The organism is Salipaludibacillus agaradhaerens (assembly GCF_002019735.1).
Classification (GTDB): Bacteria; Bacillota; Bacilli; order Bacillales; family Salisediminibacteriaceae; genus Salipaludibacillus; species Salipaludibacillus agaradhaerens.
Genome location: NZ_KV917378.1, coordinates 1,153,048 through 1,178,141 on the forward strand (window position 1 = coordinate 1,153,048; position 25,094 = coordinate 1,178,141).

The 25,094-nt window shown below is 38.0% G+C and carries 26 protein-coding genes; 13 read left to right on the forward strand and 13 right to left on the reverse strand.

Annotated elements, in window-relative coordinates:
• Positions 1 to 13 precede the first annotated feature (13 nt).
• Together BK581_RS05565 and BK581_RS05570 are read right to left on the reverse strand one after the other, a co-directional pair.
• Positions 14 to 544, reverse strand: coding sequence for a Spo0B C-terminal domain-containing protein (locus BK581_RS05565; protein ID WP_169837554.1), 531 nt, complete (start codon positions 542 to 544; stop codon positions 14 to 16).
• A gap of 203 nt (positions 545 to 747) precedes the next feature.
• Complete coding sequence (locus BK581_RS05570; protein WP_078577242.1) at positions 748 to 1,884, reverse strand: sensor histidine kinase; 1,137 nt, start codon at positions 1,882 to 1,884, stop codon at positions 748 to 750.
• 285 nt (positions 1,885 to 2,169) lie between these two features.
• Between BK581_RS05570 and BK581_RS05575 the strand changes: the two genes are divergently transcribed.
• Entirely contained in the window at positions 2,170 to 3,123 is a 954-nt protein-coding gene (locus BK581_RS05575; RefSeq protein WP_078577243.1) for an agmatinase family protein, read from the forward strand.
• Between the two features lie 245 nt (positions 3,124 to 3,368).
• Here the strand turns inward: BK581_RS05575 and hemY are convergent, their stop codons facing one another.
• The 4 genes from hemY to BK581_RS05595 all read right to left on the reverse strand — a co-directional run bounded on the left by hemY (position 3,369) and on the right by BK581_RS05595 (position 9,157).
• Complete coding sequence (hemY, locus tag BK581_RS05580; RefSeq protein WP_078577244.1) at positions 3,369 to 4,778, reverse strand: protoporphyrinogen oxidase; 1,410 nt, start codon at positions 4,776 to 4,778, stop codon at positions 3,369 to 3,371.
• Between the two features lie 7 nt (positions 4,779 to 4,785).
• Complete coding sequence (hemH, locus tag BK581_RS05585; RefSeq protein WP_078577245.1) at positions 4,786 to 5,721, reverse strand: ferrochelatase; 936 nt, start codon at positions 5,719 to 5,721, stop codon at positions 4,786 to 4,788.
• 16 nt (positions 5,722 to 5,737) lie between these two features.
• Positions 5,738 to 6,787, reverse strand: coding sequence for a uroporphyrinogen decarboxylase (gene hemE / locus BK581_RS05590; protein ID WP_078577246.1), 1,050 nt, complete (start codon positions 6,785 to 6,787; stop codon positions 5,738 to 5,740).
• Between the two features lie 210 nt (positions 6,788 to 6,997).
• The gene (locus BK581_RS05595) at positions 6,998 to 9,157 is read right to left on the reverse strand and encodes a transglycosylase domain-containing protein (RefSeq protein WP_078577247.1); all 2,160 of its coding nucleotides are present in this window, start codon (positions 9,155 to 9,157) and stop codon (positions 6,998 to 7,000) included.
• Positions 9,158 to 9,344: 187 nt separating this feature from the next.
• On the opposite strand from BK581_RS05595, the gene BK581_RS05600 reads away from it, so the two are divergent.
• From BK581_RS05600 to BK581_RS05620, 4 genes are all read left to right on the forward strand, one after another.
• Positions 9,345 to 10,091 carry a cytochrome c biogenesis CcdA family protein gene (locus BK581_RS05600; RefSeq protein ID WP_078577248.1) on the forward strand — a complete coding sequence of 249 codons (747 nt, stop codon included), beginning with the start codon at positions 9,345 to 9,347 and terminating at the stop codon, positions 10,089 to 10,091.
• 306 nt (positions 10,092 to 10,397) lie between these two features.
• Positions 10,398 to 11,579, forward strand: a complete 1,182-nt coding sequence (locus BK581_RS05605; protein ID WP_078579864.1) for a M20 family metallopeptidase — start codon at positions 10,398 to 10,400, stop codon at positions 11,577 to 11,579.
• 534 nt (positions 11,580 to 12,113) lie between these two features.
• The gene (locus BK581_RS05615) at positions 12,114 to 12,941 is read left to right on the forward strand and encodes a DUF4397 domain-containing protein (protein ID WP_169837556.1); all 828 of its coding nucleotides are present in this window, start codon (positions 12,114 to 12,116) and stop codon (positions 12,939 to 12,941) included.
• Positions 12,917 to 13,501: a class F sortase gene (locus tag BK581_RS05620; protein WP_078577251.1), complete on the forward strand. Its 585-nt coding sequence runs from the start codon at positions 12,917 to 12,919 to the stop codon at positions 13,499 to 13,501. The genes BK581_RS05615 and BK581_RS05620 overlap by 25 nt, the downstream gene beginning before the upstream one ends.
• Positions 13,502 to 13,766: 265 nt before the next feature.
• Here the strand turns inward: BK581_RS05620 and BK581_RS05625 are convergent, their stop codons facing one another.
• Genes BK581_RS05625 through BK581_RS05635 form a run of 3 tightly spaced genes read right to left on the reverse strand, consistent with a single transcriptional unit; the run spans position 13,767 to position 16,497 of the window.
• Positions 13,767 to 14,501, reverse strand: coding sequence for an EcsC family protein (locus BK581_RS05625; protein ID WP_078577252.1), 735 nt, complete (start codon positions 14,499 to 14,501; stop codon positions 13,767 to 13,769).
• Positions 14,502 to 14,530: 29 nt separating this feature from the next.
• Positions 14,531 to 15,757, reverse strand: a complete 1,227-nt coding sequence (locus BK581_RS05630; RefSeq protein WP_078577253.1) for an ABC transporter permease — start codon at positions 15,755 to 15,757, stop codon at positions 14,531 to 14,533.
• On the reverse strand, positions 15,754 to 16,497 hold the full coding sequence (locus BK581_RS05635) for an ABC transporter ATP-binding protein (protein ID WP_078577254.1): 744 nt from the start codon (positions 16,495 to 16,497) through the stop codon (positions 15,754 to 15,756). The genes BK581_RS05630 and BK581_RS05635 overlap by 4 nt, the downstream gene beginning before the upstream one ends.
• A gap of 170 nt (positions 16,498 to 16,667) precedes the next feature.
• On the opposite strand from BK581_RS05635, the gene BK581_RS05640 reads away from it, so the two are divergent.
• From BK581_RS05640 to BK581_RS05655, 4 genes are all read left to right on the forward strand, one after another.
• Positions 16,668 to 17,099, forward strand: a complete 432-nt coding sequence (locus BK581_RS05640; protein WP_078577255.1) for an HIT family protein — start codon at positions 16,668 to 16,670, stop codon at positions 17,097 to 17,099.
• 165 nt (positions 17,100 to 17,264) lie between these two features.
• Entirely contained in the window at positions 17,265 to 18,350 is a 1,086-nt protein-coding gene (gene serC / locus BK581_RS05645; protein WP_078577256.1) for a 3-phosphoserine/phosphohydroxythreonine transaminase, read from the forward strand.
• Positions 18,351 to 18,688: 338 nt separating this feature from the next.
• Positions 18,689 to 19,267, forward strand: coding sequence for an HTH-type transcriptional regulator Hpr (locus BK581_RS05650; protein ID WP_078577257.1), 579 nt, complete (start codon positions 18,689 to 18,691; stop codon positions 19,265 to 19,267).
• A gap of 318 nt (positions 19,268 to 19,585) precedes the next feature.
• Positions 19,586 to 20,140: a DUF3267 domain-containing protein gene (locus BK581_RS05655; protein WP_078577258.1), complete on the forward strand. Its 555-nt coding sequence runs from the start codon at positions 19,586 to 19,588 to the stop codon at positions 20,138 to 20,140.
• A 196-nt stretch (positions 20,141 to 20,336) separates the two neighbouring features.
• Here BK581_RS05655 and BK581_RS05660 read toward each other — a convergent pair whose 3' ends face one another.
• Entirely contained in the window at positions 20,337 to 20,921 is a 585-nt protein-coding gene (locus tag BK581_RS05660) for a YpmS family protein (protein WP_169837558.1), read from the reverse strand.
• Between the two features lie 415 nt (positions 20,922 to 21,336).
• Between BK581_RS05660 and BK581_RS05665 the strand changes: the two genes are divergently transcribed.
• Positions 21,337 to 21,516: a hypothetical protein gene (locus BK581_RS05665; protein ID WP_078577260.1), complete on the forward strand. Its 180-nt coding sequence runs from the start codon at positions 21,337 to 21,339 to the stop codon at positions 21,514 to 21,516.
• A 136-nt stretch (positions 21,517 to 21,652) separates the two neighbouring features.
• Here the strand turns inward: BK581_RS05665 and BK581_RS05670 are convergent, their stop codons facing one another.
• Positions 21,653 to 21,739, reverse strand: coding sequence for a YjcZ family sporulation protein (locus BK581_RS05670; RefSeq protein WP_078577261.1), 87 nt, complete (start codon positions 21,737 to 21,739; stop codon positions 21,653 to 21,655).
• A gap of 42 nt (positions 21,740 to 21,781) precedes the next feature.
• Positions 21,782 to 21,868, reverse strand: coding sequence for a YjcZ family sporulation protein (locus BK581_RS05675; RefSeq protein ID WP_372898737.1), 87 nt, complete (start codon positions 21,866 to 21,868; stop codon positions 21,782 to 21,784).
• A 190-nt stretch (positions 21,869 to 22,058) separates the two neighbouring features.
• Here BK581_RS05675 and BK581_RS05680 point away from each other — a divergent pair, with 190 nt between their 5' ends.
• From BK581_RS05680 to BK581_RS05690, 3 genes are all read left to right on the forward strand, one after another.
• Entirely contained in the window at positions 22,059 to 22,943 is an 885-nt protein-coding gene (locus BK581_RS05680; protein WP_078577263.1) for a foldase protein PrsA, read from the forward strand.
• Positions 22,944 to 23,189: 246 nt separating this feature from the next.
• On the forward strand, positions 23,190 to 23,288 hold the full coding sequence (locus BK581_RS05685; protein WP_143709635.1) for a YjcZ family sporulation protein: 99 nt from the start codon (positions 23,190 to 23,192) through the stop codon (positions 23,286 to 23,288).
• A gap of 349 nt (positions 23,289 to 23,637) precedes the next feature.
• Complete coding sequence (locus BK581_RS05690) at positions 23,638 to 23,964, forward strand: hypothetical protein (RefSeq protein ID WP_078577265.1); 327 nt, start codon at positions 23,638 to 23,640, stop codon at positions 23,962 to 23,964.
• Between the two features lie 60 nt (positions 23,965 to 24,024).
• Here BK581_RS05690 and yhaM read toward each other — a convergent pair whose 3' ends face one another.
• On the reverse strand, positions 24,025 to 24,984 hold the full coding sequence (yhaM, locus tag BK581_RS05695; protein ID WP_078577266.1) for a 3'-5' exoribonuclease YhaM: 960 nt from the start codon (positions 24,982 to 24,984) through the stop codon (positions 24,025 to 24,027).
• Positions 24,985 to 25,094: the final 110 nt, after the last annotated feature.

Here is a 25,094-nt window from a genome sequence, read left to right on the forward strand (position 1 = left end):
CATCAACTTTTTCTTATTCTACATTAAACTTCACATAGCATTCAGATTCATTCCATTCAAATTGAGTTAAATTGTGTGCATATGTCACCTTTATTTTCCTAATATCTTCGTGCCATTTCCCATCCGTGGACAGCGTTCCATGAAAGTCTATCTCTAAACCTTTACCATTGATATCGTTTATCATCACGAAAACTTGTTGATCCTCTCCAGTTACCGCATAAGTATCAAACAATGCCATCATAGCTTTAAAAAATGAGACAATAACCTCTTCCCACTTCGACCAATCATTTGATGAAGAGACAACTTCAAAACTTAAAAAGAAAGCATGAGGATACCAATTAAATGTCAATATTTCTTCAGCAAATCGATTCATATTTAAATTTGATACATGACTTTCATTTTTAGCTTGGCGAACTAGATCATCAATTAAACTATGAGCTTTCTCCATTTTCCCCATTGCGATATAACCATTTATAAGCTGGATATGATTAAGTACATCGTGACGGTAGTGACGTAAAACATTTACAACGTCTTTTTGTTCCATACAAACACTCCTAAGCGACAGATGGGTGCCGCTATTTGTTCCTAAAGCTTCCTTAATAAACATGTCATTTTGGATGAAAGTTCTAACTCAAAAGGTTTCGCTCAAATAAACCGTAATTGTTATCTTACCATAATTGAACTGCAAAACGTAGACATTTTTAATGAAATAGAAGTGAGGGCAACGCCATACGGTCTTCTCCTTTTTTAGTAAATATTTTTTTGAGAATGATGATCTTTTGGAAATAGTAATTTAAAAACAGTCCATTCTTGCTCCCTTATATAGCAAATATCACCCTCATGTTTGCGCATTAATTGCTTAGACACAGCGAGACCTAAGCCCTTGCCTAGTTCTTTTGTGCCTACAAAAGGTTCAAACATGCTTTGCTCTACCATACGAGAAACAGGAGGTCCATTATTAAAAAATTCAATTTTTAACCAATTAACCTCATTCGTCAATCGAATGATTAATTTTCTATCTTTGTCTTTTAGTAAAAGGGCGTCCAATGCATTTTGTAAAAGTTTATTTAAAACGAGCTTTATTTGATTTTTTATCCCATAGATATAGGTCCTGTCTCCCAATTCTAATTCTAAAGAAATATGACTCTCGGTAATGATAGGCTGAAATGATTCTACACTATTAAAAAGGAGCTGATTCAAACAGAACGTTTTAAACGATAAATCTTGATGGTTTTTTTTTGTAGAAAGCAGTAAAATTTGATCAACTTGCTGCTCGACTTCTTCCATTTCTCTATATATGTAATGGAAATATTTACTTTCTTCACCTATAGTCTCTAGTCTCTGTTCTAAAAGTTGGACAAACCCTTTTATAGAGGTGAGCGGATTACGGATTTCATGAGCAAAGCTTGTGGATAACTTTGATAAAATATCTAGTCTATCCTGCTTCATTTGCGATAGTTGGAGTCTTTTTGACATTAACTCTTGGTGTTTTTTATTGTCAGAACTCGTCGCGATTTCTTTTTGTAAATGAAGTAGTAACTCATTTAAAATCGCTATAGCTGCAAGCTTATCCACTTTTGTCACTGGGAAGCTATTTATTTTTTTAACAAGCACAGTCCGTAGTTTCTCCACTTTAGATAACATCACACCCACATTATTAATACTCTGTAGTATTTTATATTCGTAAATAAGCGTTTTTTGGGATTGTTCTGCGGATTGGATTGTATTTAAATAAGAATCATATAAATAAGATAATTGCTTATTTAAGCATTGCTCATCCTCCTCCGATTCTACTATATCATTGAAAAGGCGACTTAATTCTTTAATGATGTTTTCTTTATCATCACTAAGCAGCTTAGCCACATGGTTTTCAAGCTTATCCATCGTTATTGAGCAGCTCCTCCCGTTCCATCTTCCTTATTAAGTATAAGTTACTTAATCACTTATACGGGCAATGATTTTTAGACAGCTCTTTCTATTATTGGATAAAAATCGACTTCAACCTTCTCAGATCTTTAAAAAGTTAGTTCGTTCTATTAAATACGATACAATTCTTGACAAAATAAAGGAAAAAATAATAGTGGCCTAAATTATTATGCTTTCAGCTGGTTTATGAAAGGTTAAAAAAAGGAATTTATAATTATGATTTAAAATTAGGAGGATGATTACATGGAAGACTCTATTATTTATGGCAATACTCCCTGTTTTTTAAAAGCGATAAATCTTGTTAAGTATCCAGAAAAAGCAGCAGAAATGGACGTGACTGTTTATGGTGTCCCTTGGGAAGGAGCCGTTACATGGGGGGATTATACAGGCTGTGAGCTCGGGCCAAAAGTCATTCGGTTAAGCTCTGCTAGATACAGCGGCTACTTACCAGAATTAGATCATATAGATGTTTTCGAACACCTCAAAATCGGTGATATGGGTGATGTGGCAGTCACACCTGCTGATCCTGAAGATACGATGGAAAAAATACGTCAATTTTCATATAAGATTTGGGAAAAGGAGACGTTTCCCATCGCTTTTGGTGGCGACCACGGTATCACGTTTCCAATTGTCAACAGTCTCATAGAAAGCACAGGTAAAAAGGTTGGTATCATTCACCTTGATGCTCACTATGATAATAATGAACATTCGAATGGTGATCCATACGGACGTGGTGCTCCTTTTGCACGCCTTTATGAAACAGACGGAGTTATTAACAGCTCCCTCGTCCATTTTGGCATTCATGGTCCTCGGAATAAGCCAGAAAATGGCCGCCTTGCCAATGATGTTGGCGCTGTTACATTGACTATTCACGATATCCGCCAATCGTCAAATATAAGAACTATTGCGCACCAAGCTTATCAGATAGCTTCCGCCAATACAGATGTCGTTTATTTAAGCATCTGCAGCGATGTATTAGACCACGCTTTTAATCCTGGAGGTCCTGTGGATGGCAATGGGTTGACCTCATATGAGCTCTTAAATATTGTTCACGAGATTACCTCTTTAGGTGTTATCGGTATGGATTATGTTGAAGTTTATCCTCAGCAAGATGGCAATGATTTTAGTTCACACTTTGCTTCCTATGTGGCTTTGTATGCATTAGCTGGACATATTAAGAGTCTACAGAAGAATTAGGAAAGCCTCTGAAATGACTTTTGAAATTTTTTATACAAAAAAGATGTTTATCTTTTTATTAGATGGGAACTTATATATTATAAACTCCCCCACTTTCTCATATTTCCTCTCCCTGTGGAAAGCCGTGCGTTAATAACGTACGGTTTCTTTTTTGTTTGGTTGCCTATACTACAATATAAACTTCTACCATACACACCTAACTAAAAAGTCGCTCAGAGAAAAAATATCTCCCTGAACGAACTCTACTATAACCCAGCAATGATGTCTTCCGCCGCTGATTTTCCTTGACTAATACAGTCAGGTAAGCCGATACCGTTATAACTTGCTCCCGTAAGGATAATTTTTGGATAATGCTCTTTAAATTTTGAAAAAACATATGTCATCATATCTACATGACCGACTTGATACTGTGGCATTGATTCCTGCCAACGTTTAATTTTATAGAAGGTTGGTTCGCCCTCAATATCCATAATATGATCTAAGTCTTCCCGAACTTTTTGAAGAATCTCTTCATCTGATTTATTCACGATACTATCATCTCCTGCTCTCCCGACGTAAGCACGAAGTAAAGCGTAATCTTCTGGGGCTGAATGCACCCATTTTTTATGCGTCCAAGTACAGGCTGTAATAGTAAAGTTTGACTTTTTCGAGACTACAAATCCTGTTCCTTCAATATCTTTTTTCACTGCGTCTTTCGGATAAGCAAGAGCTACCGTTGCAACTGATGTTGCAGGTATAGCACCTAGAGGCTCCATAAATGCATGTTGTTTAAAAAGTTCATAAGTATGCTGGTGAGGTGTCGTTAGCACGAGATGATCGACCACATCACTAGTCCCGTCTTGAAAAGAAAGTCGATATTGTTCGCCCTCCTTTTCAATTTCTTTAAGGGGTTTATTTTTTTCCACTTTACACATCTCTAAATGTGTTTCAATCGCATCCACAAAAGACTGTAAACCACGTTTAAATGTAAGAAACATCCCTTTATTTTTCGACTGTTTCGCAGAACTCTCACTCGTTTGTTTTTTTGCCATCGACGATTTCATACCCATGATAAGACTGCGATACTTCGCTTCCATTTGTTGAAAATGGGGGAAAGTAGCTTTCAAGCTGAGTCGATCAATATCACCTGCATAAATGCCTGATAGAAGTGGTTCAATAAGATGATCCACAACTTCATTTCCAAGGCGTCGACGAAAAAAATAGCCGAGAGATTGGTCTTCATCATCACTCATCGTTCGAGGCAATATGAGATCGAATGCTGCTCGTGATTTTCCTTTCAACGAAAAGAGGCCGGTTTTTACAAAGGGCATCCATTGAGTTGGAATACCCATAACAGCTCCTTCAGGCATAGGATAAAGTTTATCTTTATTCAGTATAAAAGAGCCTGACCGATTGCTCACAAGATCATCAGCTAATCCTACTTCCTCAGCTAACTGTGACATACTCCTCTTTCTTGCTAAAAATGAATCTGGTCCTTGTTCAATCACAAATCCCTCTTCATAATCTGTTTGTATACGACCGCCTAATCGTTCACTAGCTTCGTAAAGAATTAACTCAGCATCCATTGCTTTTGCTTTAAGTTCTTTTTGTAAATAGAAGGCAGTAGCCAGCCCTGTAATTCCCCCTCCAACTACTGCAATTCGTGGTTTAGTCATGAGTTAATCATCCTTTTAATGTTTTCTCAATAACTGTTGCTAAAGCTTGAATGAATTCTGGCTTCGCATTTGGCATCTCGGGCCTATAGTAACCAGCGCCCACTTCGTCAGTCACCACTTTACACTCATAATCATTATCGTATAATACTTCCAAATGGTCGGCAATAAACCCTACTGGACAATACATGAAAGCTTTGTAGCCTTGCTTTTCATAGAGATCCCGTGTTAAATCTTGCACATCAGGACCAATCCATGGATCTGGTGTATTCCCTTCACTTTGCCATCCAATTTCATAGTTTTTAATATCCGCTTTTCTAGCGATAAGACGAGCTGTTTCTTTTAATTGATCTGGATACGGATCCCCGTTTTTAAGTATCTTCTCTGGCAAACTGTGGGCAGAAAAAATAACGACATGATGCTCTTTTTCTTCATCTGTCATAGTGGCACGTGTTTTAATGATTTGCTCAGCCCAATAGTCGATGAATTCAGGCTCATCATACCAGCTATCCACACTTGTAATTGTTGGACCACCGATTGATTTGGCTTCTTCTTTCGCACGTCCGTTATATGATTTTACGCTGTAGGAAGAGTAATGCGGGGCAAGAACGATACTAACCGCTTCTTCAATTCCATCTTTATTCATATTATGAACGGCTTCCTCAACAAATGGGTCAATGTGCTTTAATCCTTGATACGCTTTAAATTGCACCTCTTTGTCTTTATACCGGCGATTAAGCTCTTCTTCAAGTTTCTGCGTCTGATCATTTGTAATGTCAGCCAAAGGAGAAATCCCTCCGATGGCTTGATACCTGTCTGTTAAATCATCCAGCTGTTCCTGTGACGGCTTTCTCCCACCTCTAATATGGGTATAGTACGGTTCAATTTCCTCCATTTTTCGAGGCGTACCGTAAGCCATTACTAACAGCCCTAACGTCTTAGTCATGTTGATCATCCTTCACTTAATTTGTTATAGCAAGTTGCTCTCTTGAATACTCATGTACAAATTTAGTTAGTTTTTTCAATGTTTCTGGAGATACTTCTGGAAAGACACCGTGCCCTAAATTGAAAATAAAGCCTGGTTGTTTTAGTCCTGCATCAAGGATGGCTTTAGCCCTTTCTTCGATTACTGACCAAGGAGCAAGTAATAAAGAAGGATCAAGATTCCCTTGAACAGCTTTGGTAATCCCATCTTGTCTCGCTTCATGAATCGGATATCGCCAATCAAGTCCCACAACATCTAATGAGAGGTCATGCCAATCCAATGTTAAATGTCGGGCCCCGACCCCAAAGATAATAAGAGGTACTCCCTCAGTCTTAAGTTCAGAAAATATTCGCGTCATGATAGGCTTAACAAATAGTCGATAATCTTGTTGATTCAAAGCACCAACCCATGAGTCAAATATTTGAATGGCCTGAGCACCTGCCTTAATCTGCGCTTTTACATATGTGACAACCATACTGCCGAGCTTGTCCATTAATTTCTGCCATGCCTCTGGTTGAGAATACATCATCGCTTTCGTTTTATTATAATTCTTCGAAGGACCACCTTCAATCATGTAGCTCGCAAGTGTAAACGGTGCGCCGCTAAAACCAATGAGTGGAACATTTAGCTGTGTACGAAGAAGCTTTATCGTCTCTAGAACAAAATCCACATCTTTTTCTGGCTCTAATACGCCAAGCCTCTCCACATCAGGTAATGTTCGTATAGGATTAGAAATAACGGGACCGATCCCTTTTTTGATCTTCACATCTACACCGATCCCTGGTAATGGTGTCATAATATCCTTATACAAGATTGCTGCATCGTTACTGTATTGATCTACAGGTAATTTTGTTACCCATGCACAAAGTTCTGGCCTGTGTGTAATGTCTTCGAGACTATATTTTTCCTTTATTTCACGATATTCTGGCTGCGATCTCCCCGCTTGTCGCATATACCATACAGGAACGTGATCCACTTGCTGTTTACGGCAAGCTTTTAAAAACGTGTCATTAAAACTCTCAGTCACTATTTACACCCCGAATCATTAGTTAAAATACTTGTTTAAACATATTATTTAGAATGTTTGTTAAAAAACAATCTCACTAAATTGTACACTACATGATACATAAGAGGATAGTGTTACGCTCTCTTTGTTCATACATTTATCATATTTTAAAAAGCGCTCATATGCAAAAACAACATCAGCCATTCAGAAGCCGATGTTGTAAATGATGTGTTAATTGTAAGAAAATATACTAAACTTTCCTTCGGCAATGTTTGATGAAGGCCCCTCTCTATCGGTTAATGGATTATAGGGGACAACGATATAATTATTTGGCGAAAACATCGAAGCACCCTGCACAGTATAGCTGTTTTCCCCCACTATTTCATCAATAAATTGTGTTTGCCCTTCATTTTTTTCATAAATACGGTAGTGCAACCTCTCGTCTTCACTTCCTGACCATTCCAACTGCACTCGACTACCCATCAATCCTGGAGAGACCTTCGCCTTAAGATCTGAAATGTCTACAAATCGAATAGGATCTGCTAAGTCATCTACCTTTTCTGGCAAAGAGAATGTCAATTGCTTGGTAGACCTATCCTCCGCAATCTCATTCATTATCGTTTTAAAAGCTATAGTTGGAACAGCACTGGAGGAATTAAGATAATGAGAGTCATCAGGCTGATCATATCCCATCCATATCACCCCAGATATCTCTGGCGTATAGCCAGCGAACCATAAATCTCTCTCTGCTCCGCTCACTTGTTCAAAAGCTGTGGTTCCCGTTTTACCTGCTAAATCTCCTTGATAATCACCTACACTGCCTGTCCCCTTTTCGGTCACTGCTAAAAGCATTTTTGTCATATTCCAGGCCGTTTGGGGTGAATAAACTTGGACCTCCTCAATCTCATGCCTCAGAACATCATGACCATTGCGATCTGTTATCTTTTCAATAAAGTAAGGTTCTGAATACATGCCTTGATTTGCTAAAGTTCGATAGGTACCAGCAACTTCCAATGGCGTTAATCCGTCCTGTAGCCCGCCTAAAGCAATACTAAGGCCATCATCTTCTATCTCCACCTCTTGCCTAGCCAAATAGCTTTTAGCCGTTTGTATGCTAAGTTGATCAAGTGCCCATACCGCGGGTACATTCGCAGAGTCTTTAATGGCATCATACATCGTCATTTCATCCGTATACTCATTGTTATAGTTTCTCGGCGTATAATCATCAAATGTCATTTTTTTATTTGTCAATAATGAATAAGGGTGAAAGAGACCTTCCTCCATAGCTGGGGCATAGACAGCTATCGGCTTAAGCAGAGAACCTGGGGAACGTCGGGCTTCAGCACGGTGAAATCCTTTTCGTTCATAATCTCTCCCTCCCTGTACGGCTATTACGCCTCCTGTCTCATTATCCAATAGCACGACACTTCCTTGTACAGGCAGATCACCAGTGGAGGCTGGAAAAGTATCACTCTGTTGAAAAACATCATATGTTATTTGCTGAATTTCATTATCCATTGCCACAACGATGTCATAGCCACCTTTTAGCACTTCTTCTTCCGTCATGTTATAGACGTTCTTTGCCTCTTTTAAAACAAGGTCCATGTATGGATCATAAGCTGGGTTACCGACAATATTTATTTGCTCAGTAGGTAATGCCCTACCTTGCCACCTCACTGCCTCTTCTGCTGTTAAAAAATCGCGACGTACCATTGTACTTAATACAAGATCTCGTCTTTTTTTACTACGTTCTTGATCAATAAAAGGCGAGTAATGATTAGGTGCTTTAGGCAGAGCAGCAAGGAGAGCCCCTTCATCAACAGACACATCAGCAATGCTTTTTCCGAAATACACGTGAGCCGCTGCCTCCACACCATAAGCACCGTGGCCAAAGTAAATACTATTTAAATACATTTCCAAAATATCATCTTTACTGTATCGTCTCTCTAAATTAATGGCAATGAGAACTTCATTCGTCTTTCGCAGCCACGATTTTTCAGGTGAAAGAAACGCGTGTTTCGCTAACTGCTGAGTGATCGTACTCCCTCCTTCTGCTTTCGATTGTGTTATTACGTCACGATAAACTGCTCGACCAATTGCTTTAAAATCGATTCCTGTATGATCATAAAAACGATGGTCTTCAATCGCAAGAAAGGCCTCTTGTACGTGATCTGGGATCATGTCTAGATCGACTATTTCCCTATTCTCAACAAATATTTTTGTGAGCTCATTCCCATCCCGATCATAAATAGTTGTCGCCTCATTGAGGACGAGGTTCGTTTCATCTATTGTATAATTTCCAAAAATGATAATGCCTACATAACTTAAACTACCAATTAGTAAGATAGCTATTAAAAACAGCATCCCTAATAGAATACGCCGTATGGCCATACTATCCCCTCCCACTTCGCCGCTAACATTATGTTACATTAAAAATTTGGCGAAACTTCTTTATTATAATACGATAAATAGCGAAAAAAGTTTCTTCCTAAAGAAAGTTTACTAGATTAGACAGGTTCTAAGTAGGGAGGTTATCATGTATAGTTAAGAGAGAAAATTGTTTTTGTGGGGGGATTACATGAGCGTGTTAAGTATTTTTATTATAAATGAAGTCACATTTCTTTCTATATGGATTGCTCTGTTTGCAGGGGTCGTTTCATTTCTATCTCCTTGCGTGTTTCCGCTAGTGCCAGCTTACATTGCCCAATTAACTGGTGGGAGTATCAATCAGCATGAAATAGTGGCAGATCGTAAGCTTATTCTTTCAAGAAGCATTGGATTTATCATCGGCTTCACGTCTATTTTTCTCGTTCTCGGTGCCACCTCTTCACTTTTTGGTCAGTTATTTTTGCAAAATCAAGTATTGTTGCAGCAACTAGGCGGGATTATCATTGTCTTATTCGGATTACAACTCACAGGTGTATTTAGCTTCAACTTTCTTATGAGTGAGAAAAAATTAATGAAACCTTCTAAGTCTGCAAGCTTTGGACGATCCATCCTCTTCGGATTGGTATTCGCAGCAGGCTGGTCCCCATGTATTGGACTCGTTTTAGGTTCTATTATCGCACTCGCATCACAAAGTACTCATACATTAGGAGGCATGCTATTATTATTGTTTTATTCAATCGGTATCGGCCTCCCATTTTTACTAGTCGCCCTTATTTACTCAAAGTCAATTAACAAAATTCGCAACATTAATCGTTACTTACCTTTCATTCAAAAAACGAGTGGTGTCATCATGATTTTACTAGGGATTATGCTATTTTCCGGCCTTTTCTCACGGATAGCGGCATACTTATCACAGTATATTCCTTTTTCTATATGATGATAAATGGCTCCTTTATAAGTTAGCTTTTCACATTAAAAAATAACAGCATACAAGAGGCGTTTCCTAACATTTTCGTTATAAAACGAACCAATCAGTAGGCACTTCCGTACTTCTCCCATTGATTGATCGTTTAGTGAATTAGGACTTTAACGTCCGTTATCTGCCACCTAAAATGGATTTATCTCTGCTCTATTTTAAAGCTAGCATTTTACGGACGGTTATCTGTAATAAAAGTGTCTTATTAATGAGGCACCTTTAATCACTATATACATGTTGTAAACTAACTAAGGAGAGATTTATATGATGAATGAATTATATGAAAAACTGGCTAGCTGTTATGATGAAATGGTTGATATTCGCCGCTACTTACACCAACACCCAGAGCTGTCTTTTCAAGAAGTAAAAACCCCTCAATACATTGCTAAGTACCACCGTCAGCTCGGGCATGAGGTACGAGAAGGGGTTGGTGGTCGTGGTGTTCTAGCAACTCTTAAAGGAGAAGCAGGTGAAGGGCCTACAGTAGCATTACGGGCTGATTTCGACGCTTTACCTATTCAAGACTTAAAGGATGTCCCTTATAAGTCAACTGTCCCAAACGTCATGCATGCATGCGGTCATGACGCCCATACCTCTTTATTGCTTGTGTTAGCTAAAGCACTTAATTCTATGAAGAAGAGTTTGAAAGGGACTGTCGTATTTATTCATCAGCATGCAGAAGAACTGGCTCCAGGCGGCGCAAAGCCCATGATTGATGACGGTTGTTTAGAAAATGTGGATGTTATTTTTGGAACGCACTTATGGGCCACTACCCCGATTGGTACGATTGAATATAACGAAGGACCCCTTATGGCTGCAGCTGATCGATTCGAAATCATCGTCCACGGAAAAGGCGGACATGGGGCACAGCCTCACATGACGAAGGACGCTATTTTGATCGGTTCCCAAATTGTCCAGTCTTTACAACATATTGTAAGCCGGCGTGTGGATCCTATGGAATCGGCCGTTATTAGTATCGGTGCTTTTGAGGCAAAGAATGCCTTTAATGTTATTGCAGATTCGGCGAGATTGGAAGGCACAGTACGTACGTTTGATGAAAAAATACAAGCTCAAGTGAAAGAAAATATAGCAGAGGTGGTTCATGGGGTAGCTGACAGTTTCGGTGCAAAAGCAGACTTCCATTACTACAAAGGGTATCCCGCTGTTATAAATCATTCAGATAAAGCCCAATTTCTTCAACGGGTAGCCTCTCAATCAAAAAATATTGAACAGGTTATCCATGCTACACCTCAAATGGGTGGAGAAGATTTCAGTTATTATTTAAAACATAAAAAAGGAGCCTTTTTCTTCACTGGTGCCCAACACCCTGATTGGGAAACGACCTACCCTCATCATCATCCTCGCTTTGACATTGATGAACGAGCGATGTTACATGGCGCCACTGTGCTTGGTAACCTCGTGTTAAACACTTTTGAAAACGAGGCTTAAATTCACACGTCTTGTTGCTAGTTAATCCAATGTGTCTGTCAAAGCACGCTACAGACACATTGGTCGTTTTCTCATAAGACCTAGTTTCTTCAGGCGATCTTCAGCTTTACTTTCATAAAACGCCCCCTCAACCAGGCCATTAGCGTCCATTACCTCCCGCCTAAATAGATTTTGCTTTCCTCTCTAGTTTGAACAGGAGGTTTTACGTGCTGTTATCTATGATAAATGACTTTTTTAATAAGAAGGCTTGTCCCCTGATAATCCCCATCAACATGAGCCTCCCTCAATACCCTCACCTCTCAAGTTCACTAGCTTAATAAAGTTGCCTCCATAGAGCTCCTAAATTTTAATTTTTGTTCACGCCAGACAGCTAGGCATTGACTAACTACCTCAACCAATCCTTCTAGCAAATCAGCAGATAGTGCACAGATAATTTCAGGATAATTTTCTGTCATCTCCACGTTATACATATAAATCATAAAATGGGTCATACTAGCAAATGTCACTATACAAAAATTTAAGGAGATGACTCCGTTGAAGAAACGAAAAATTTTGGCAAGGGTGGTGACTCTGCTATTTATTTTTTTCACTGTTTCTCGTTTTGTCTTAGCAGATACGAATGATGGCAAGATAAGACTTGTTCATACTTCCCCTGATACACCACAAATTGATGTGGCTATAAATGACGAGGTGGTCGTTGAAGCACTTGATTATACACAAGCATCTGATTATATCGTTATTCCACCAAATGAATATACATTAACGATTTACCCTAGCGGTGACTATGAGACACCACTTTTAAACATGAACGTCACGATTGACGAAGATAGTGCTTATACGGCAGCTATCAGCCATATGGTAGAGAGTTTAGATGTCATGATAATGGAAGATACAATGATGACGACAGATGGCAAAACAATCGTTCGAGCGGCTAATTTATCTCCTGACGCGCCAACTGTTTCATTCACCGCTAACGACGTCTCCCTATTTACTGATTTGTCATTTATGACTGTATCTCATTATGCGGATCTTGTTTCTGGAGCGACTAATCTAAACTTTTTATCTTCAGAACCGAACAGTGTGATATTATCTCTTCCAACAATTGAACTTGATAGTGATATGCAATATACCATGTTATTAGTTGGACTTACTAACGGTACACCGGAATTAGACGTAATAACCTTAGTAGACCCTTCTCTTAGTCGTCTCCCTTCACAATTACCTGTCACAGGCTTAGGAGGGGCATCAGAATATAAAAGTAATGTCATTACAATCGGGGGCATACTTAGTATTTTAATTACATTAACAGTTATTTTCTTGCTTTTCCAAATGCAACCATGGAACAACCATTCAGATCGGTAGTCGTTATCTTATTAATTATAATATCAGGAATGGCAACACTTTCTTTCGCCCCTACCGTAGAAAGTGCCCATCAACCTGTTAGCGAGCATGGCATGATACCCGTGATGATTCAAATTCCTAAATTGGGAATTGCAGCAGAGATCGTTCCTTGCCATATGAATAAAGATGGTTCTATGCAAGTTCCTGAAAAAGGGGATGTAGCAGGCTGGATGACGAACAGCCCTATACCGGGAGACGAGGGGAATGCTGTCATTGCGGGCCATGTCGATGATTTTACAGGCCCAGCGATTTTTTTCAGCTTAAAAAATCTCGTGCACGGCGATGAAATTTTGATTAAAGATGCACACGGTTTGACCCTTACATTTGAAGTAGCCAAAATTGAAATTTACCCAAATCATTACGCACCAATCGATACGATCTTCGGTTACGCAAGTACGCCAAAATTAAATTTAATTACTTGTCATGGCTTGTTTGACAGAAAAAGAAAAACACACGAAGAGAGGCTAGTCGTATATACAGAACTTAAATTTAAAGAAAAAGCTGAAATAGCCACTCAATAAACCCTTTTTCATAAAACGAACCTTCAATCAGGACATTAGCGACCGTTAACTCACGCTTAAATACATTTACATCTCCTCTCTATTTTGAGAAGGGAGCTTTACGGACGTTACCTGTGATGAAACGTGATCAAAATAAAACGTCACGTGAAAGCATAGTTCTTCTTATCTCTAGGCTGTATCTTCTTAAATTCCGATTTTTTCACAATAAAAAAACTGTCTTCAATTCCACTCATATCAGCGAAATTGAAGACAGTCACTCTAAATATTATTCGTGGGTTAACAAACGGTATCGAAAACTATTTTTAGTGTGATGTGCCAATATTTCTAAATAGTGATAATTGGCAGTGGCACCAACTAAAGCCCCGAATCCTGGGACAAGCTGTAATGTTTTTGGCAAATCAATAAAGTCACGATATTCCAATTGGAAAGTACGCCAATCTATCTCATGAGACTTCCCGTTCTCCTCTCTCCACACACCTTCTAATTCATCCCATGATTTCACTTTTTCTAAACTATTTTTTTTAACAACTTCTTTTGAAAAAGCAAGTTGGAAGATATGAAGTAAGAATAACCTTTCCTTTGGTTCGTCAGTATTAAAACCATAAATTTTCCCTGCGTCAAATAAGCATTTCATTTTAATAGTAAGCAATAGAGGAAAATCTGCTAAACCGAGCATAATGCCACCGAACCCCGTACCGGCACCTTCTACCGCTGCTGTACGTTTATACATAGCCACTCGTTCATCAAATTGTCTGTCCCGTTCTTCTAATGTCGCTTCTGTGACACGATCTAATTCCGATAAATAATCACTTCCTACCAAAGTCGCCTGAACCATATGTTTAACACTCTCTGTTACAATATTATGAATTTTTTCAGGGATCTTGTTATTAATTTTATTTTGCCACCGCTTACTAAGACCTGCCGGTAACGAGGGAGGACGGTTAATTTTATGTTCCCAGCGTTTTAATTCACGCTCGACCTTCTCCTTATAAGACATCATCAGTCCTCCTCCTTTCCCTATACACTACGTTATGCTAATAAAGACGATGCATATTTTTTCCCTAAACGAACATAAATGTGATAGCTGTACGTGATGACCGCTAACACTAAAACGACACTTCCTGCTGCCAGACCGTAACTAAAGACTGTAGCAATAAAAAATATAAGTGATTGACAGACCCCCGCTGTTAACAGCCAGAATTTATGTCCTGCTAATTTAACGTCATCACCCACAGGATATAAATCAACCATTTGGCTTGTGTCATAATGATTTTTAAGCGTTTCTAGCTGAAGAGCTGTCATATAGGCAAATAATACACTAATAAGCCATCGTCCCCAGTCAAGCTCTACGATCGTTAAAAACAGCACGCCAAGGAAAGTTAACCGAATGAAAATACCGAAGTAATCATTCGCTCTAAAAAATGATCTGGCAAACATATAATGATAGACACGTGTCTTACTATATGGCACTAATTTATAAAGTGGAGATAGCCAGCGGCGAGAACGTACTTTGGATTTTAAGCTCGGAACATCAGTGAAACTATTGGCCACTCTATAAAAAGTCATCACTGTTTGATTTTCAATGTCAACAAGTCGCTCCCATTTTAAACTATAGTTTTTTGCAAGCTGTTGAAAGTAGCCGAAATAAAAGACAGTGAGAGCAAAAGTTATACTACCTATAATTAAATAAGACTGTTGAGAAAACAAGGCATAAACAGCTACAGCATTCAATCCCGCTCTCATCCACGTATGAAATGAATAGTGCATGCTATCCAAAATTCGTTGCTCTTCAAAGCCAGCAGACAAATTCCAAAGCTTTAATAAACTCATACAAGCTAAAATGAAAAGTAATGAACTGCCATGTGGTGCCACCCTATCAAAAAATAGCGGTGCGAGAACGAGAAGCGTTAGAGAGACCCAAAATGTTTCCATCAGCCAACTATATCGAATAGAGGCGCGAATATACGAACCTAACCGACCCTCTAATGGTGTTAGAAATATTAAATCGCCTTGTTTAACAAACGTCCTCGTTCTCCCTCTTGTCATGAGCCATGTGAAAATGAGAGTAAAAAACACTATAGCGGGAAACGTATCTGGAAGCCATTGTAAAAACTGGCCATAATAATAACTTCCAAACACAAATAATAAATAAAGTGTAAACAAAAAACCGCTATTCCCTATTAATTTTAAATATTTGACAGCCATCGTCCAATAATCGCTGCGACGTTTAGACCACAGTTTTATGACCTCATTCATGGTTGATCTTCCTTTGTCATTTCAACATAAATGTCATCGAGAGCAGCATTCGGCATGTTTGCCTGCATTTGCAGTTCCTTTAACGTGCCTTGCATAATCAGTTGACCTTGATGAAGGAACAAAAAACGGTCACAATATTTTTCAGCAGTGGCTAAAATATGCGTGGACATAAGAATTCCGCAGCCTTCCTCTCGCAATTCAAGCATTCTATCCAAAAAAGATTTAATGCCAATAGGGTCCAATCCCACAAACGGCTCGTCTGCTATATACATAGAAGGTCTAATAAGAAAAGCACTCATAATCATGACCTTTTGTCGCATCCCTTTCGAAAAATGGCTAGGAAACCAATTTATCATCTTTGTCATTCTAAATTCCTTTAACAACTTATCTGCCCGTTCCTTAAATTGCTTTTCTGTTAATCCATAAGCCATTGCAGTCAGCTCTAAATGTTCCCATAACGTCATTTCTTCATATAAAAGTGGCGTTTCTGGAATATACGCAAGTTTTTGTCGATAAGTCGTTTTATTTTCTGCTAATGTCTTGCCAGCTAATCTCACCTCACCTTTATGCGGCTCCATCAATCCTAAAATATGCTTAATTGTTGTACTTTTACCTGCGCCATTTAAACCGATCAAGCCTACCATTTCATTCGGTTCAACAGTAAACGTAATATCGTGCAACACAGGTTTATTTTTATGATAACCCCCAGTGACATTATTAACTGCTAATAATTCACTCATCTATTTCCTCCTCCTTATTACGTTCATATTATTCCCAATCTTTACTATATCGGAAACATGTAAACTTGAAAAGCAATGAACAATCAATTATGATACGATATTAACAAGCATTAAGACATAATGCCTACATAGTTACGCCAAAATTTATTATAAAATGAGAGGTGGTAAACATGCACAAAAAAGAAGATTGCATTTTTTGTAAAATTGTTTCAGGTGACATTCCCTCAAAAAAAGTTTACGAAGATGATCATGTTCTGGCCTTTCTTGACATCAGTCAAGTCACGAAAGGTCATACTCTCGTCATCCCGAAAACACACGAAGAAAATATCTACGAATTATCTAGTGCTTCCGCAGAGCATGTATTTAAAGCGGTCCCTAAAGTGGCTAGGGCAATTAAGAACGCCTTTTTGCCAGAAGGAATTAACTTGCTAAATAACAATGGAGAGTTGGCCGGGCAATCTGTGTTTCACTTCCACGTTCATCTATTACCTCGTTATGGTAAAGGTGATGGGTTTGGAGCTGTGTGGCATGATCATAGCAGCCAATATTCCAATGAGGATTTAATAAACATCGCTGAAAAAGTCCAAGAAAAACTTTATTAGTGACGTTTACTGTGAAGTTTCAAAAGATGGGCTAACTCCTTTGTTTTAGTTTTAGCCCCTCTTTTTCAGTTCATAGTGGCTTTCTTCAGTCTTTAATGACGTTGAAGAAGTTATGGAGGACTTAAATTCTGAAAATACAGTATATAAAACAGGAGGTTTTTAAAAATGTCAAACGTTTATAATTTTAATCCTGGCCCAAGTCCAATACCTGCGGAGGTTCTAACTAAAGCGAAAGCTAACATGTTCAACTACGAACAATCAGGCATGGCCGTTATGGAGATGAGTCACCGCAGTCCATTATACGAAGGTATCCACTTCCGAGCAATGGATCAATTAAAAGATATTTTACAAATTCCTGATGAATTTGACATTTTGTTTTTACAAGGTGGAGCTAGTCTACAATTTGCTATGATAGCTTTAAATTTCCTCCCTGAACAAAAAAAAGCTGGCTACGTTTTAACGGGGTCATGGTCTGAAAAAGCTTTAAAAGAAGCATCAGCTATAGGAGAAACAACGATCATTGCTAGCTCGAAAGATAATCAGTATCGCCATATCCCTCAAACAGACCTTACAAATTTGCCTAATGATACGGCTTATGTCCATTTAACATCAAATAACACGATATACGGTACCCAATGGTCTCAGTTCCCTGATCGGGGCAAGGTTCCTGTTATCATTGATATGTCTAGTGATATTCTCAGCCGAACAATACCATGGGAGAACATAGATATGGTTTATGCTGGTGCTCAAAAAAACGCTGGCATGTCGGGAGTAACATTAGTCATTATGAGAAAAACATTACTTGAATCTGCTAATAATACATTGCCCCCTTCTCTGTCTTACAAACAGCATGCAGACAAACAATCATTGTATAACACACCGCCAACAGGTGCTATTTATATAACAGGATTAGTGACTGAGTGGATTACGCAACAAGGTGGCATTGAAGAAATGGCACGACAAGCTGAAAAGAAAGCTCAAATGATTTACGATGTTATTGATAACTCTAACCGCTTTTATACAGGGCATGCTGAACCGTCCTCTCGGTCATTGATGAATATTACATTCCGCTTACCAAATGAAGAATTAGAAAAAAAGTTTCTGACGGAAGCTAAAGAAAAAGGGTTCATTGGCTTAAATGGCCATCGCTCTGTCGGTGGATGTCGCGTATCTAATTATAATGCTGTACCCGTTGAACACGTTATTGTTCTTAAAGAGTTTATGGAACATTTCATGGAACAAAACGGGTAAAAAAAGCGCTTTTCACTTTATTGCTTTAAATCAACTTATTCATATACTGTCCTTTACTAATATAATTGAAAACATCCACGAAACTTTGCAAAGCTAGCGTTATATAAAAAACGTCCCATTATCTATGACACGTTTTGAATAGGTTCTTCATTTTCTTGTTGCTTGTCATATCCCTACTTTTTCAAGTATTAGTGCATTATCGTTCAATTTTCTGAAAATACAGAAATGATATTGAGAAATAAACATTTTATGTGTTATGATATGAATATCATTTTCCTAGTAAAATAATGATTTATTTGAATATAGTTAATGACATTCTATAGAAATGGAGGGAGACCATGGAACAGCACCCTGTGCAATCAATGAAACAGTCGATAATGTTCAGTCATAAAGTAGCCCAACTTAGTAAAGCTCTTTGGAAATCAATTGAAAAGGATTGGCAAACGTGGATTAAACCATACAACTTAAACATTAATGAGCACCATATACTCTGGATAGCATATCAATTGGAAGGTGCCTCTATTTCAGACATTGCCAAATTCGGCGTCATGCATGTATCAACTGCTTTCAATTTCTCTAAGAAGCTTGAAGAGCGAGGACTGTTGACTTTTTCTAAACGGCAGACTGATAAACGCAATACTTATATTTATCTTACGGCCGAAGGCGAAAGTTTACTTATTGAAACATTTGAAACATACAACCCAAACACGCATGGTGTTTATAGTGGCTCGCTCCCTATCAAAGATTTATACGGAAAATTCCCAGAATTCTCTGAGCTCATAAGCATAGTGAAACATATTTATGGTCCTGATTTTATATCTACTTTCGAGAAGTCTCTCAGTAAGATTGATGATGATTTCATTGAGGAAGAAGGTAAACTTATCCCTTTACAGAAAAATAAAGAAGCGTCATCATAATATAGCAAAAGGTTGCTTAAACCATAAAAAATAAGCTAAGACCAAAAACGTCTTAGCTTATTTTTTATGGCCTTTACGTAAGCGCAACACCCATTTTATTGAATCAAAATATGGAGAAAATTCATTTAAGAAAAAAGGTTAATTAGCGATGTTAAAGGCATTTCTTCACTGTGACACTTCTTAAAAATAATTTTTTTTAAAAAAGTATTGATTTCTTTCTATTTTCATCGTAAATTACTATAGTATTTAATTTATTTGTTCACAGCTTAAAGTGTTTATCAGTTAAGGTGTTATCGTGGTTGGAGGTGCAAAATTAAGATGAACTGTTTAAAAACAATCTCAGTAGAGAACCAATTTGGCAAGCTAAGGCTTTCGTTTCTATCCGCCATTATTATGATGGGCTATTTTTTGATCTTTTTTATGGTATTTAGAACGTTCTTTCAAAATGTCCCACTTGTAGATCATGGCATCCTATTTCTTTTTTTCAGCCTTATAGTTATAATGCCTATTCATTTGCTTTTACATTGCTTTCCTATTTGGCTTACAGGCAAAAAAGCCACTTTAGGTGTAAGAAAAAGACAGTGGCCTTATTTTTATTATTCTACAAAGCAACCTTTATCTAAATATGTAAGTTTGCTGTCAACTGCCGCACCAGCGTTTACTCTAACGATTTTATCTATCATAGGCGCCATCATATTTCCGCATCTCGTACATTATATTGCCATGATGTCTGCATTTAATATGGGGATTTGCGTGTATGATTACTTAAACTTTAGACAAATTAGACGGGCGCCAAGACAATGTCTTATTGAAGAAACTCGGGATGGTTTTTACGTTTTATCACCAGCCATGAAAGATAATTCTCCTGTATAAAGATGGATTTAAATAGCTAAAATGAAATATTTATAAAACGAACCTTCAATCAACATTAGCGTCCGTTAGCTTCCACCTAAATAAATTTTACCTCTCCTCTCTATTTTGAGCCGGGAGGTATACGGACGGTTATCTTTGATAAATGTGACCTCTGCAGAGTTTTACCTCAAAAGTTTGCAGAGGTATTTATATATCACTACTGTATAAAGCGAATATCAAATGCAATGTCATCTAATGACAAATCAAACGATGTTACCTTTATTTCCACGTTTTCCGACATCCCTTCCCTTACATTCACATATAATTTTTGTTCATTTGGAATAACACTGATCCATTCCGGTAAATCTGTCCGTGATTCAATCAGTTCGAACACTCTCGTTGAAGGGAGGCTAATGTTTCCGACGCTGAAGGACTCTTCTAATAGTTCAATATTACCTTCATCAGTCACATGAGGTGATAAAATCATATAAATAGGTAAGGTGATGCCAAAAGCATCTACTGTTGCTTCAAAATATACAGCATCATCAATATAGATGCTGTAAAACTCCGTCCCTTCTTCGTTATTCAACTTATTTTGCAACCAGAAGTTTAAGTCTTCTGTTGACGTCTCTACGGAGAATGAGGCTCCTTCTTTATCCGTAATATGTGGAGGAACAAAGTCATTCGATGATGTATTAGGTAGCCCGAAATAAAGCCAACCAACTGCTGACATTATGACTAAAACAACTGTAGCAGTTAATATAAAAAAAGCGTTTCGCCATTTATTTAGTGATGTCCTCATCATAACCTCCCTAAGTCAGATCCCTCTTTAATTGGAAAGTGAGATTTCTTGATTCCCGTAAAGGGATATCTTTGTTACAATAGAGATATTATCGGCACTCTCCGTCTTGCTTAATTAGTCTCGTTCCCTTTTTTACTAAAGAAAAACTTAGTCATCACATGGTTAAGTAAAGCTTGTTCCGTTGTGAGCTACTCTCAATGATAAGAAATGACTACCTTAGTCTATCTATTATTATTAACAGCAGGAGCTTGCTTAGACATCTTTAGACCATTCAGTTGATTTATTTTTTTCCAGGGCCAAGAGATCAACTTTGTAAGACAATACAAAAAAGAATAGCAGGCAATAAAGCTCTTTTACTATCCAATATTCTATTAACTGAGAATTCAGGATAAATTTTAAAATTGGGGGTTACTGAATGTATTTACCATTCCTTTTATTTGCCACCTTCTATTTATTCATCATTAATTCAATGACGAACTCTTTATGCATACAAAAAGAAATTCCTGAAGAGCGGCAAGCAAAAGTCTTTCGAACGATTAATGTTCTTATAACCATTCTTATAACATCGTCTTTCTTTAGAATTTTCATGACATAAAACGAACCTTTAATCAGGACTTTATGGTCCGTTATCTCTCCTCTCTATTTTGATCTAGGAGTTTTACGGACAAATCTGTGTTAAATAAAAACTTGGCATATTGTTGTATGCCAAGTTTTCTCTTATTGACGTTCTTTTAATACCACCAGGAAGCTCCAACTATAACAAGAAGAATAAATAGTACGACTATTAACGCAAAGCCGCTATGGTAGTGATGTCCCATATCGTCACCTCCCTTAGCACTTATCCACTGGGTATGCTCAAATTAATAAGCCCAAGATGCGCCAATGATCACCAACAAAATAAACAGCACGACTAACAATGCAAAGCCTGAATGATATGAATGTGACATGTACATTCCTCCTTATTTTAACGTTCATTACATCTTATTTCGGTCACGAAATCACGTATAGTCATTTGTCACGATTTTTGAAAGAAAACGGAAAATCTGTGTAATCGTTCAGAAGTCGTACCAAAACTAAGCAGTATGTGCTATATTTATACAGGAAAGAAAAGATAAAAATTGAGTAGGAGTGACCATATTGAAGAAATCTTCATTAGTTATGGCGGTAGCAAGTATTATGGTAATTAGTGCATGCAGTAATGATTCAGAGGCTGGGACAGACAATAGTACCGTTATTGTTGAGACAAGTGCCGGAGAGGTAACAGAAGGAGAACTTGTTGCAGCCCTTAAAAATGATTATGGAAGTCATGCCCTGCAAATGCTCGTAATGGACAAAGCGATTGCTTCTGAAGCTGAGAATTTTGACATTTCAGAAGAAGATATCGATGAGCAAATTGAAGAGTTTATGGATACGGTCGGTGTATCTTCCGAAGAAGAGCTTTATGAAATGTTACAAATGCAAGGCATTAATGATAAAGACATGCTACGAAAAAACATTTTAACACAGCTAGTTCTTGAAAATCGTGTTGGTATGGTTGGCGAACCTACGGATGAAGAGTTACAAGAAGAATACGATAAAGGTGAAACAGTTGAAGCTAGACATATCCTTGTAGAAGATGAAGAAACAGCTCTTGAGCTTATTCAAGAATTAGAAGATGGCGCAGATTTTGCTGAACTGGCTGAGGAAAATTCTCAAGACCCTGGATCGGCTGTAGAAGGTGGTAATTTAGGTTCATTCACTCGCGGAAGTATGACGCCTCCTTTTGAAGAAGTTGCTTTTTCTCTTGAAGAAGGCGAAATGAGCGAACCAGTTAAAACATCATTTGGCTATCACATTATCGAAGTGCTGGACCGTACAGCTTTCGAAGACGATTTTGAAGAAGTCAAAGAACAGCTTCTTGCAACATTTAACCAACGCAAGAATGAGAAAATGAGTGAAGAACAAATGACGCTCATGAAAGAACTTGATATTGAAGTGTTAGATGAACAATTTGAAGATGCGTTTAATCAATACACTGAATAATTGATATCGCCTGTCCTTGATCGGACAGGCTTTTTTGTAACTCCCAAATGTTTCTTAGCCATCCTAGACATATCTCCTCTTTAAAACAGGATTACTTCCCATTCGATCAACTCTAATAGTCTCGTCATATCTCTACTGCGTTTTTAATAAATAATCCATTAGTGCCTATTCACCCGTTACTTTAGCTTGACATACATTAAGTATGGGGATGCCCCCAAAAAATCTACTTCAGAAAGGATGAAGATCATGAGCGGTTACACGCCAGCACCTTATTATTCAGGCTTTACACTCATTGTTGTTTTGTTTATTCTATTAATTATTGTAGGATCAGCTTACGTGTGCTAAGTAGCCTGGTTAGCACCTCTTCACTCCCATCCTTATCAGAGCAGTGTGGCGCTTTTAAGTCGGATAGAATAGTCACTTACATTGGACTCCTGTCTTATTGACGGGAGTCTTTCAAATTTACTATGCTATCATTGAGGTAATGACAAAGCATACATTGTTAATAATAGCTCACCCTTTGTCTGAAACACGCATATCTCACCTTCTTTTATAGCGCAAAAAATTTTTTCAAAAAAGTGCTATATTGTGTTGCCTCATTATTACATTTGTATGTCATTTTTTATAATAGGTTTGCTATCTCTAATGAAGGGTAAAGTCAAACTAAACTTATTATTTTGGAGGTACTGATGATATGAGATATATTTCATTAAAAGATATGACATGCAGTGAATTTAAAGACGAGCTCGTTAAACTAGTCATGACAAAATTAGAGGAACATAAAGAAATTTCTCCATTGATTGCCTTTCCAATTGTTCATGAGCGTGTAGAAGCATTTGTTTTAGCTCATTGGCAAGAAGCTTGGGAACAATGCCATGATCTCACATGGAAAGAATGGCTTAAATCACCATGCTATCAGACGTTCAAAGTGGAAGTATTAAACGATATTTTAAGCAAGAACCATTTAGTTGAACTAGTAGCTCCAGCGGAGGATGCCGCCATGATTGAATACAGTACGTGATAGAAATAAAAAACAGAGCGAAGAAAGAAGGGCTCCTCTCTCCGCTCTGTTTTTTAAATACTATAAATCTATAGGCTTTTCATGGAATGATGGCTTGTAAAAAGAGCGATTCTCCAAAGCAAATACTCGCTCAGAAAATTCTCCAGGTAAGACACGGTCCAAAGCTCGATCCATCATATTCATTTTAGCATCAATATTATCAATCATATGTAGCATTTCAGCTTCTCTGATCATTGGAGGCTTTGGACTCCCCCACTCGCCCTTTGAATGGTGCGAGAGCACGAGGTGTTGCAGCATGAGGACTTCCTCTCCCTCAATACCCAATTCTTTAGCCGCTTCTTCAATTTCTGTCACCATAATCGTAATATGCCCAATCAATTTCCCTTCAGTTGTATACTGAGTTGCCATAGGGCCTGACAATTCTCTGACTTTAGCCATATCATGTAATATAACACCTGCATACAACAGATCTGTATCAAGACTTGGATACAAGCCTGCGATACTTTTGGCTAGCTGTAACATAGAAACAACGTGATAAGCGAGCCCAGAAACAAATTCATGGTGATTTTTAGTCGCTGCTGGCGAAACAGAAAACGCTTGTTGGTGTTTTTTAAATAAATGGCGTGTAATTCGTTGAATTTTGGCATTTTGCATGTCAAATATATACTGCGTCACTTCTTCCAGCATTTCTTCTCGCCCTCTAGGTGCAGTAGGCAAAAAATCTTCAGGTTTCACCTGATCCATCGATGAAGAAGGTCGGATTGCTTTTATCTTTAACTGGCGCATACCTCGAAAATCTTGCACATCTCCTTGCGTATGAATAACGGTTCCACCTTGAAACGTCGTTTCATCTTCTGGAGATATCCCCCAAAGCTTCGCTTCAATTTCACCTGTTTTGTCGGTCAATTGTAATGTTAAGAACGGCTTTCCGTTACTGGCAATGCCTTTTTTCGCTGTTTTTATTAACAAATAAGTCTCTACTTGTTCCCCAACCTGATAATGATTAATGCCTTTTTTCATAACCGTTAGTTACCTCCCCGGCCTTTTCTTCTTTTTTTCCAATTATACCATAGCTAGCAATGTTCTAGCGAAGGTGAGCTTTGCACCTAACGTTTTCCCAAAATGATTTA

What these genes read in the sequence shown, in the direction of transcription:
- hemH (WP_078577245.1), bottom strand. Translation starts at nt 5,721, where the DNA reads ATGACTAAGACGTTAGGGCTGTTAGTAATGGCTTACGGTACGCCTCGA.
- BK581_RS05630 (WP_078577253.1), bottom strand. Translation starts at nt 15,757, where the DNA reads ATGAATGAGGTCATAAAACTGTGGTCTAAACGTCGCAGCGATTATTGG.
- BK581_RS05640 (WP_078577255.1), top strand. Translation starts at nt 16,668, where the DNA reads ATGCACAAAAAAGAAGATTGCATTTTTTGTAAAATTGTTTCAGGTGAC.
- BK581_RS05565 (WP_169837554.1), bottom strand. Translation starts at nt 544, where the DNA reads ATGGAACAAAAAGACGTTGTAAATGTTTTACGTCACTACCGTCACGAT.
- yhaM (WP_078577266.1), bottom strand. Translation starts at nt 24,984, where the DNA reads ATGAAAAAAGGCATTAATCATTATCAGGTTGGGGAACAAGTAGAGACT.
- BK581_RS05620 (WP_078577251.1), top strand. Translation starts at nt 12,917, where the DNA reads ATGGAACAACCATTCAGATCGGTAGTCGTTATCTTATTAATTATAATA.
- BK581_RS05595 (WP_078577247.1), bottom strand. Translation starts at nt 9,157, where the DNA reads ATGGCCATACGGCGTATTCTATTAGGGATGCTGTTTTTAATAGCTATC.
- BK581_RS05575 (WP_078577243.1), top strand. Translation starts at nt 2,170, where the DNA reads ATGGAAGACTCTATTATTTATGGCAATACTCCCTGTTTTTTAAAAGCG.
- BK581_RS05650 (WP_078577257.1), top strand. Translation starts at nt 18,689, where the DNA reads ATGGAACAGCACCCTGTGCAATCAATGAAACAGTCGATAATGTTCAGT.
- BK581_RS05570 (WP_078577242.1), bottom strand. Translation starts at nt 1,884, where the DNA reads ATGGATAAGCTTGAAAACCATGTGGCTAAGCTGCTTAGTGATGATAAA.
- hemY (WP_078577244.1), bottom strand. Translation starts at nt 4,778, where the DNA reads ATGACTAAACCACGAATTGCAGTAGTTGGAGGGGGAATTACAGGGCTG.
- BK581_RS05670 (WP_078577261.1), bottom strand. Translation starts at nt 21,739, where the DNA reads ATGGGACATCACTACCATAGCGGCTTTGCGTTAATAGTCGTACTATTT.
- BK581_RS05625 (WP_078577252.1), bottom strand. Translation starts at nt 14,501, where the DNA reads ATGATGTCTTATAAGGAGAAGGTCGAGCGTGAATTAAAACGCTGGGAA.
- BK581_RS05655 (WP_078577258.1), top strand. Translation starts at nt 19,586, where the DNA reads ATGAACTGTTTAAAAACAATCTCAGTAGAGAACCAATTTGGCAAGCTA.
- serC (WP_078577256.1), top strand. Translation starts at nt 17,265, where the DNA reads ATGTCAAACGTTTATAATTTTAATCCTGGCCCAAGTCCAATACCTGCG.
- BK581_RS05690 (WP_078577265.1), top strand. Translation starts at nt 23,638, where the DNA reads ATGAGATATATTTCATTAAAAGATATGACATGCAGTGAATTTAAAGAC.
- BK581_RS05635 (WP_078577254.1), bottom strand. Translation starts at nt 16,497, where the DNA reads ATGAGTGAATTATTAGCAGTTAATAATGTCACTGGGGGTTATCATAAA.
- BK581_RS05660 (WP_169837558.1), bottom strand. Translation starts at nt 20,921, where the DNA reads ATGAGGACATCACTAAATAAATGGCGAAACGCTTTTTTTATATTAACT.
- BK581_RS05605 (WP_078579864.1), top strand. Translation starts at nt 10,398, where the DNA reads ATGAATGAATTATATGAAAAACTGGCTAGCTGTTATGATGAAATGGTT.
- BK581_RS05600 (WP_078577248.1), top strand. Translation starts at nt 9,345, where the DNA reads ATGAGCGTGTTAAGTATTTTTATTATAAATGAAGTCACATTTCTTTCT.
- BK581_RS05675 (WP_372898737.1), bottom strand. Translation starts at nt 21,868, where the DNA reads ATGTCACATTCATATCATTCAGGCTTTGCATTGTTAGTCGTGCTGTTT.
- BK581_RS05665 (WP_078577260.1), top strand. Translation starts at nt 21,337, where the DNA reads ATGTATTTACCATTCCTTTTATTTGCCACCTTCTATTTATTCATCATT.
- BK581_RS05685 (WP_143709635.1), top strand. Translation starts at nt 23,190, where the DNA reads ATGAGCGGTTACACGCCAGCACCTTATTATTCAGGCTTTACACTCATT.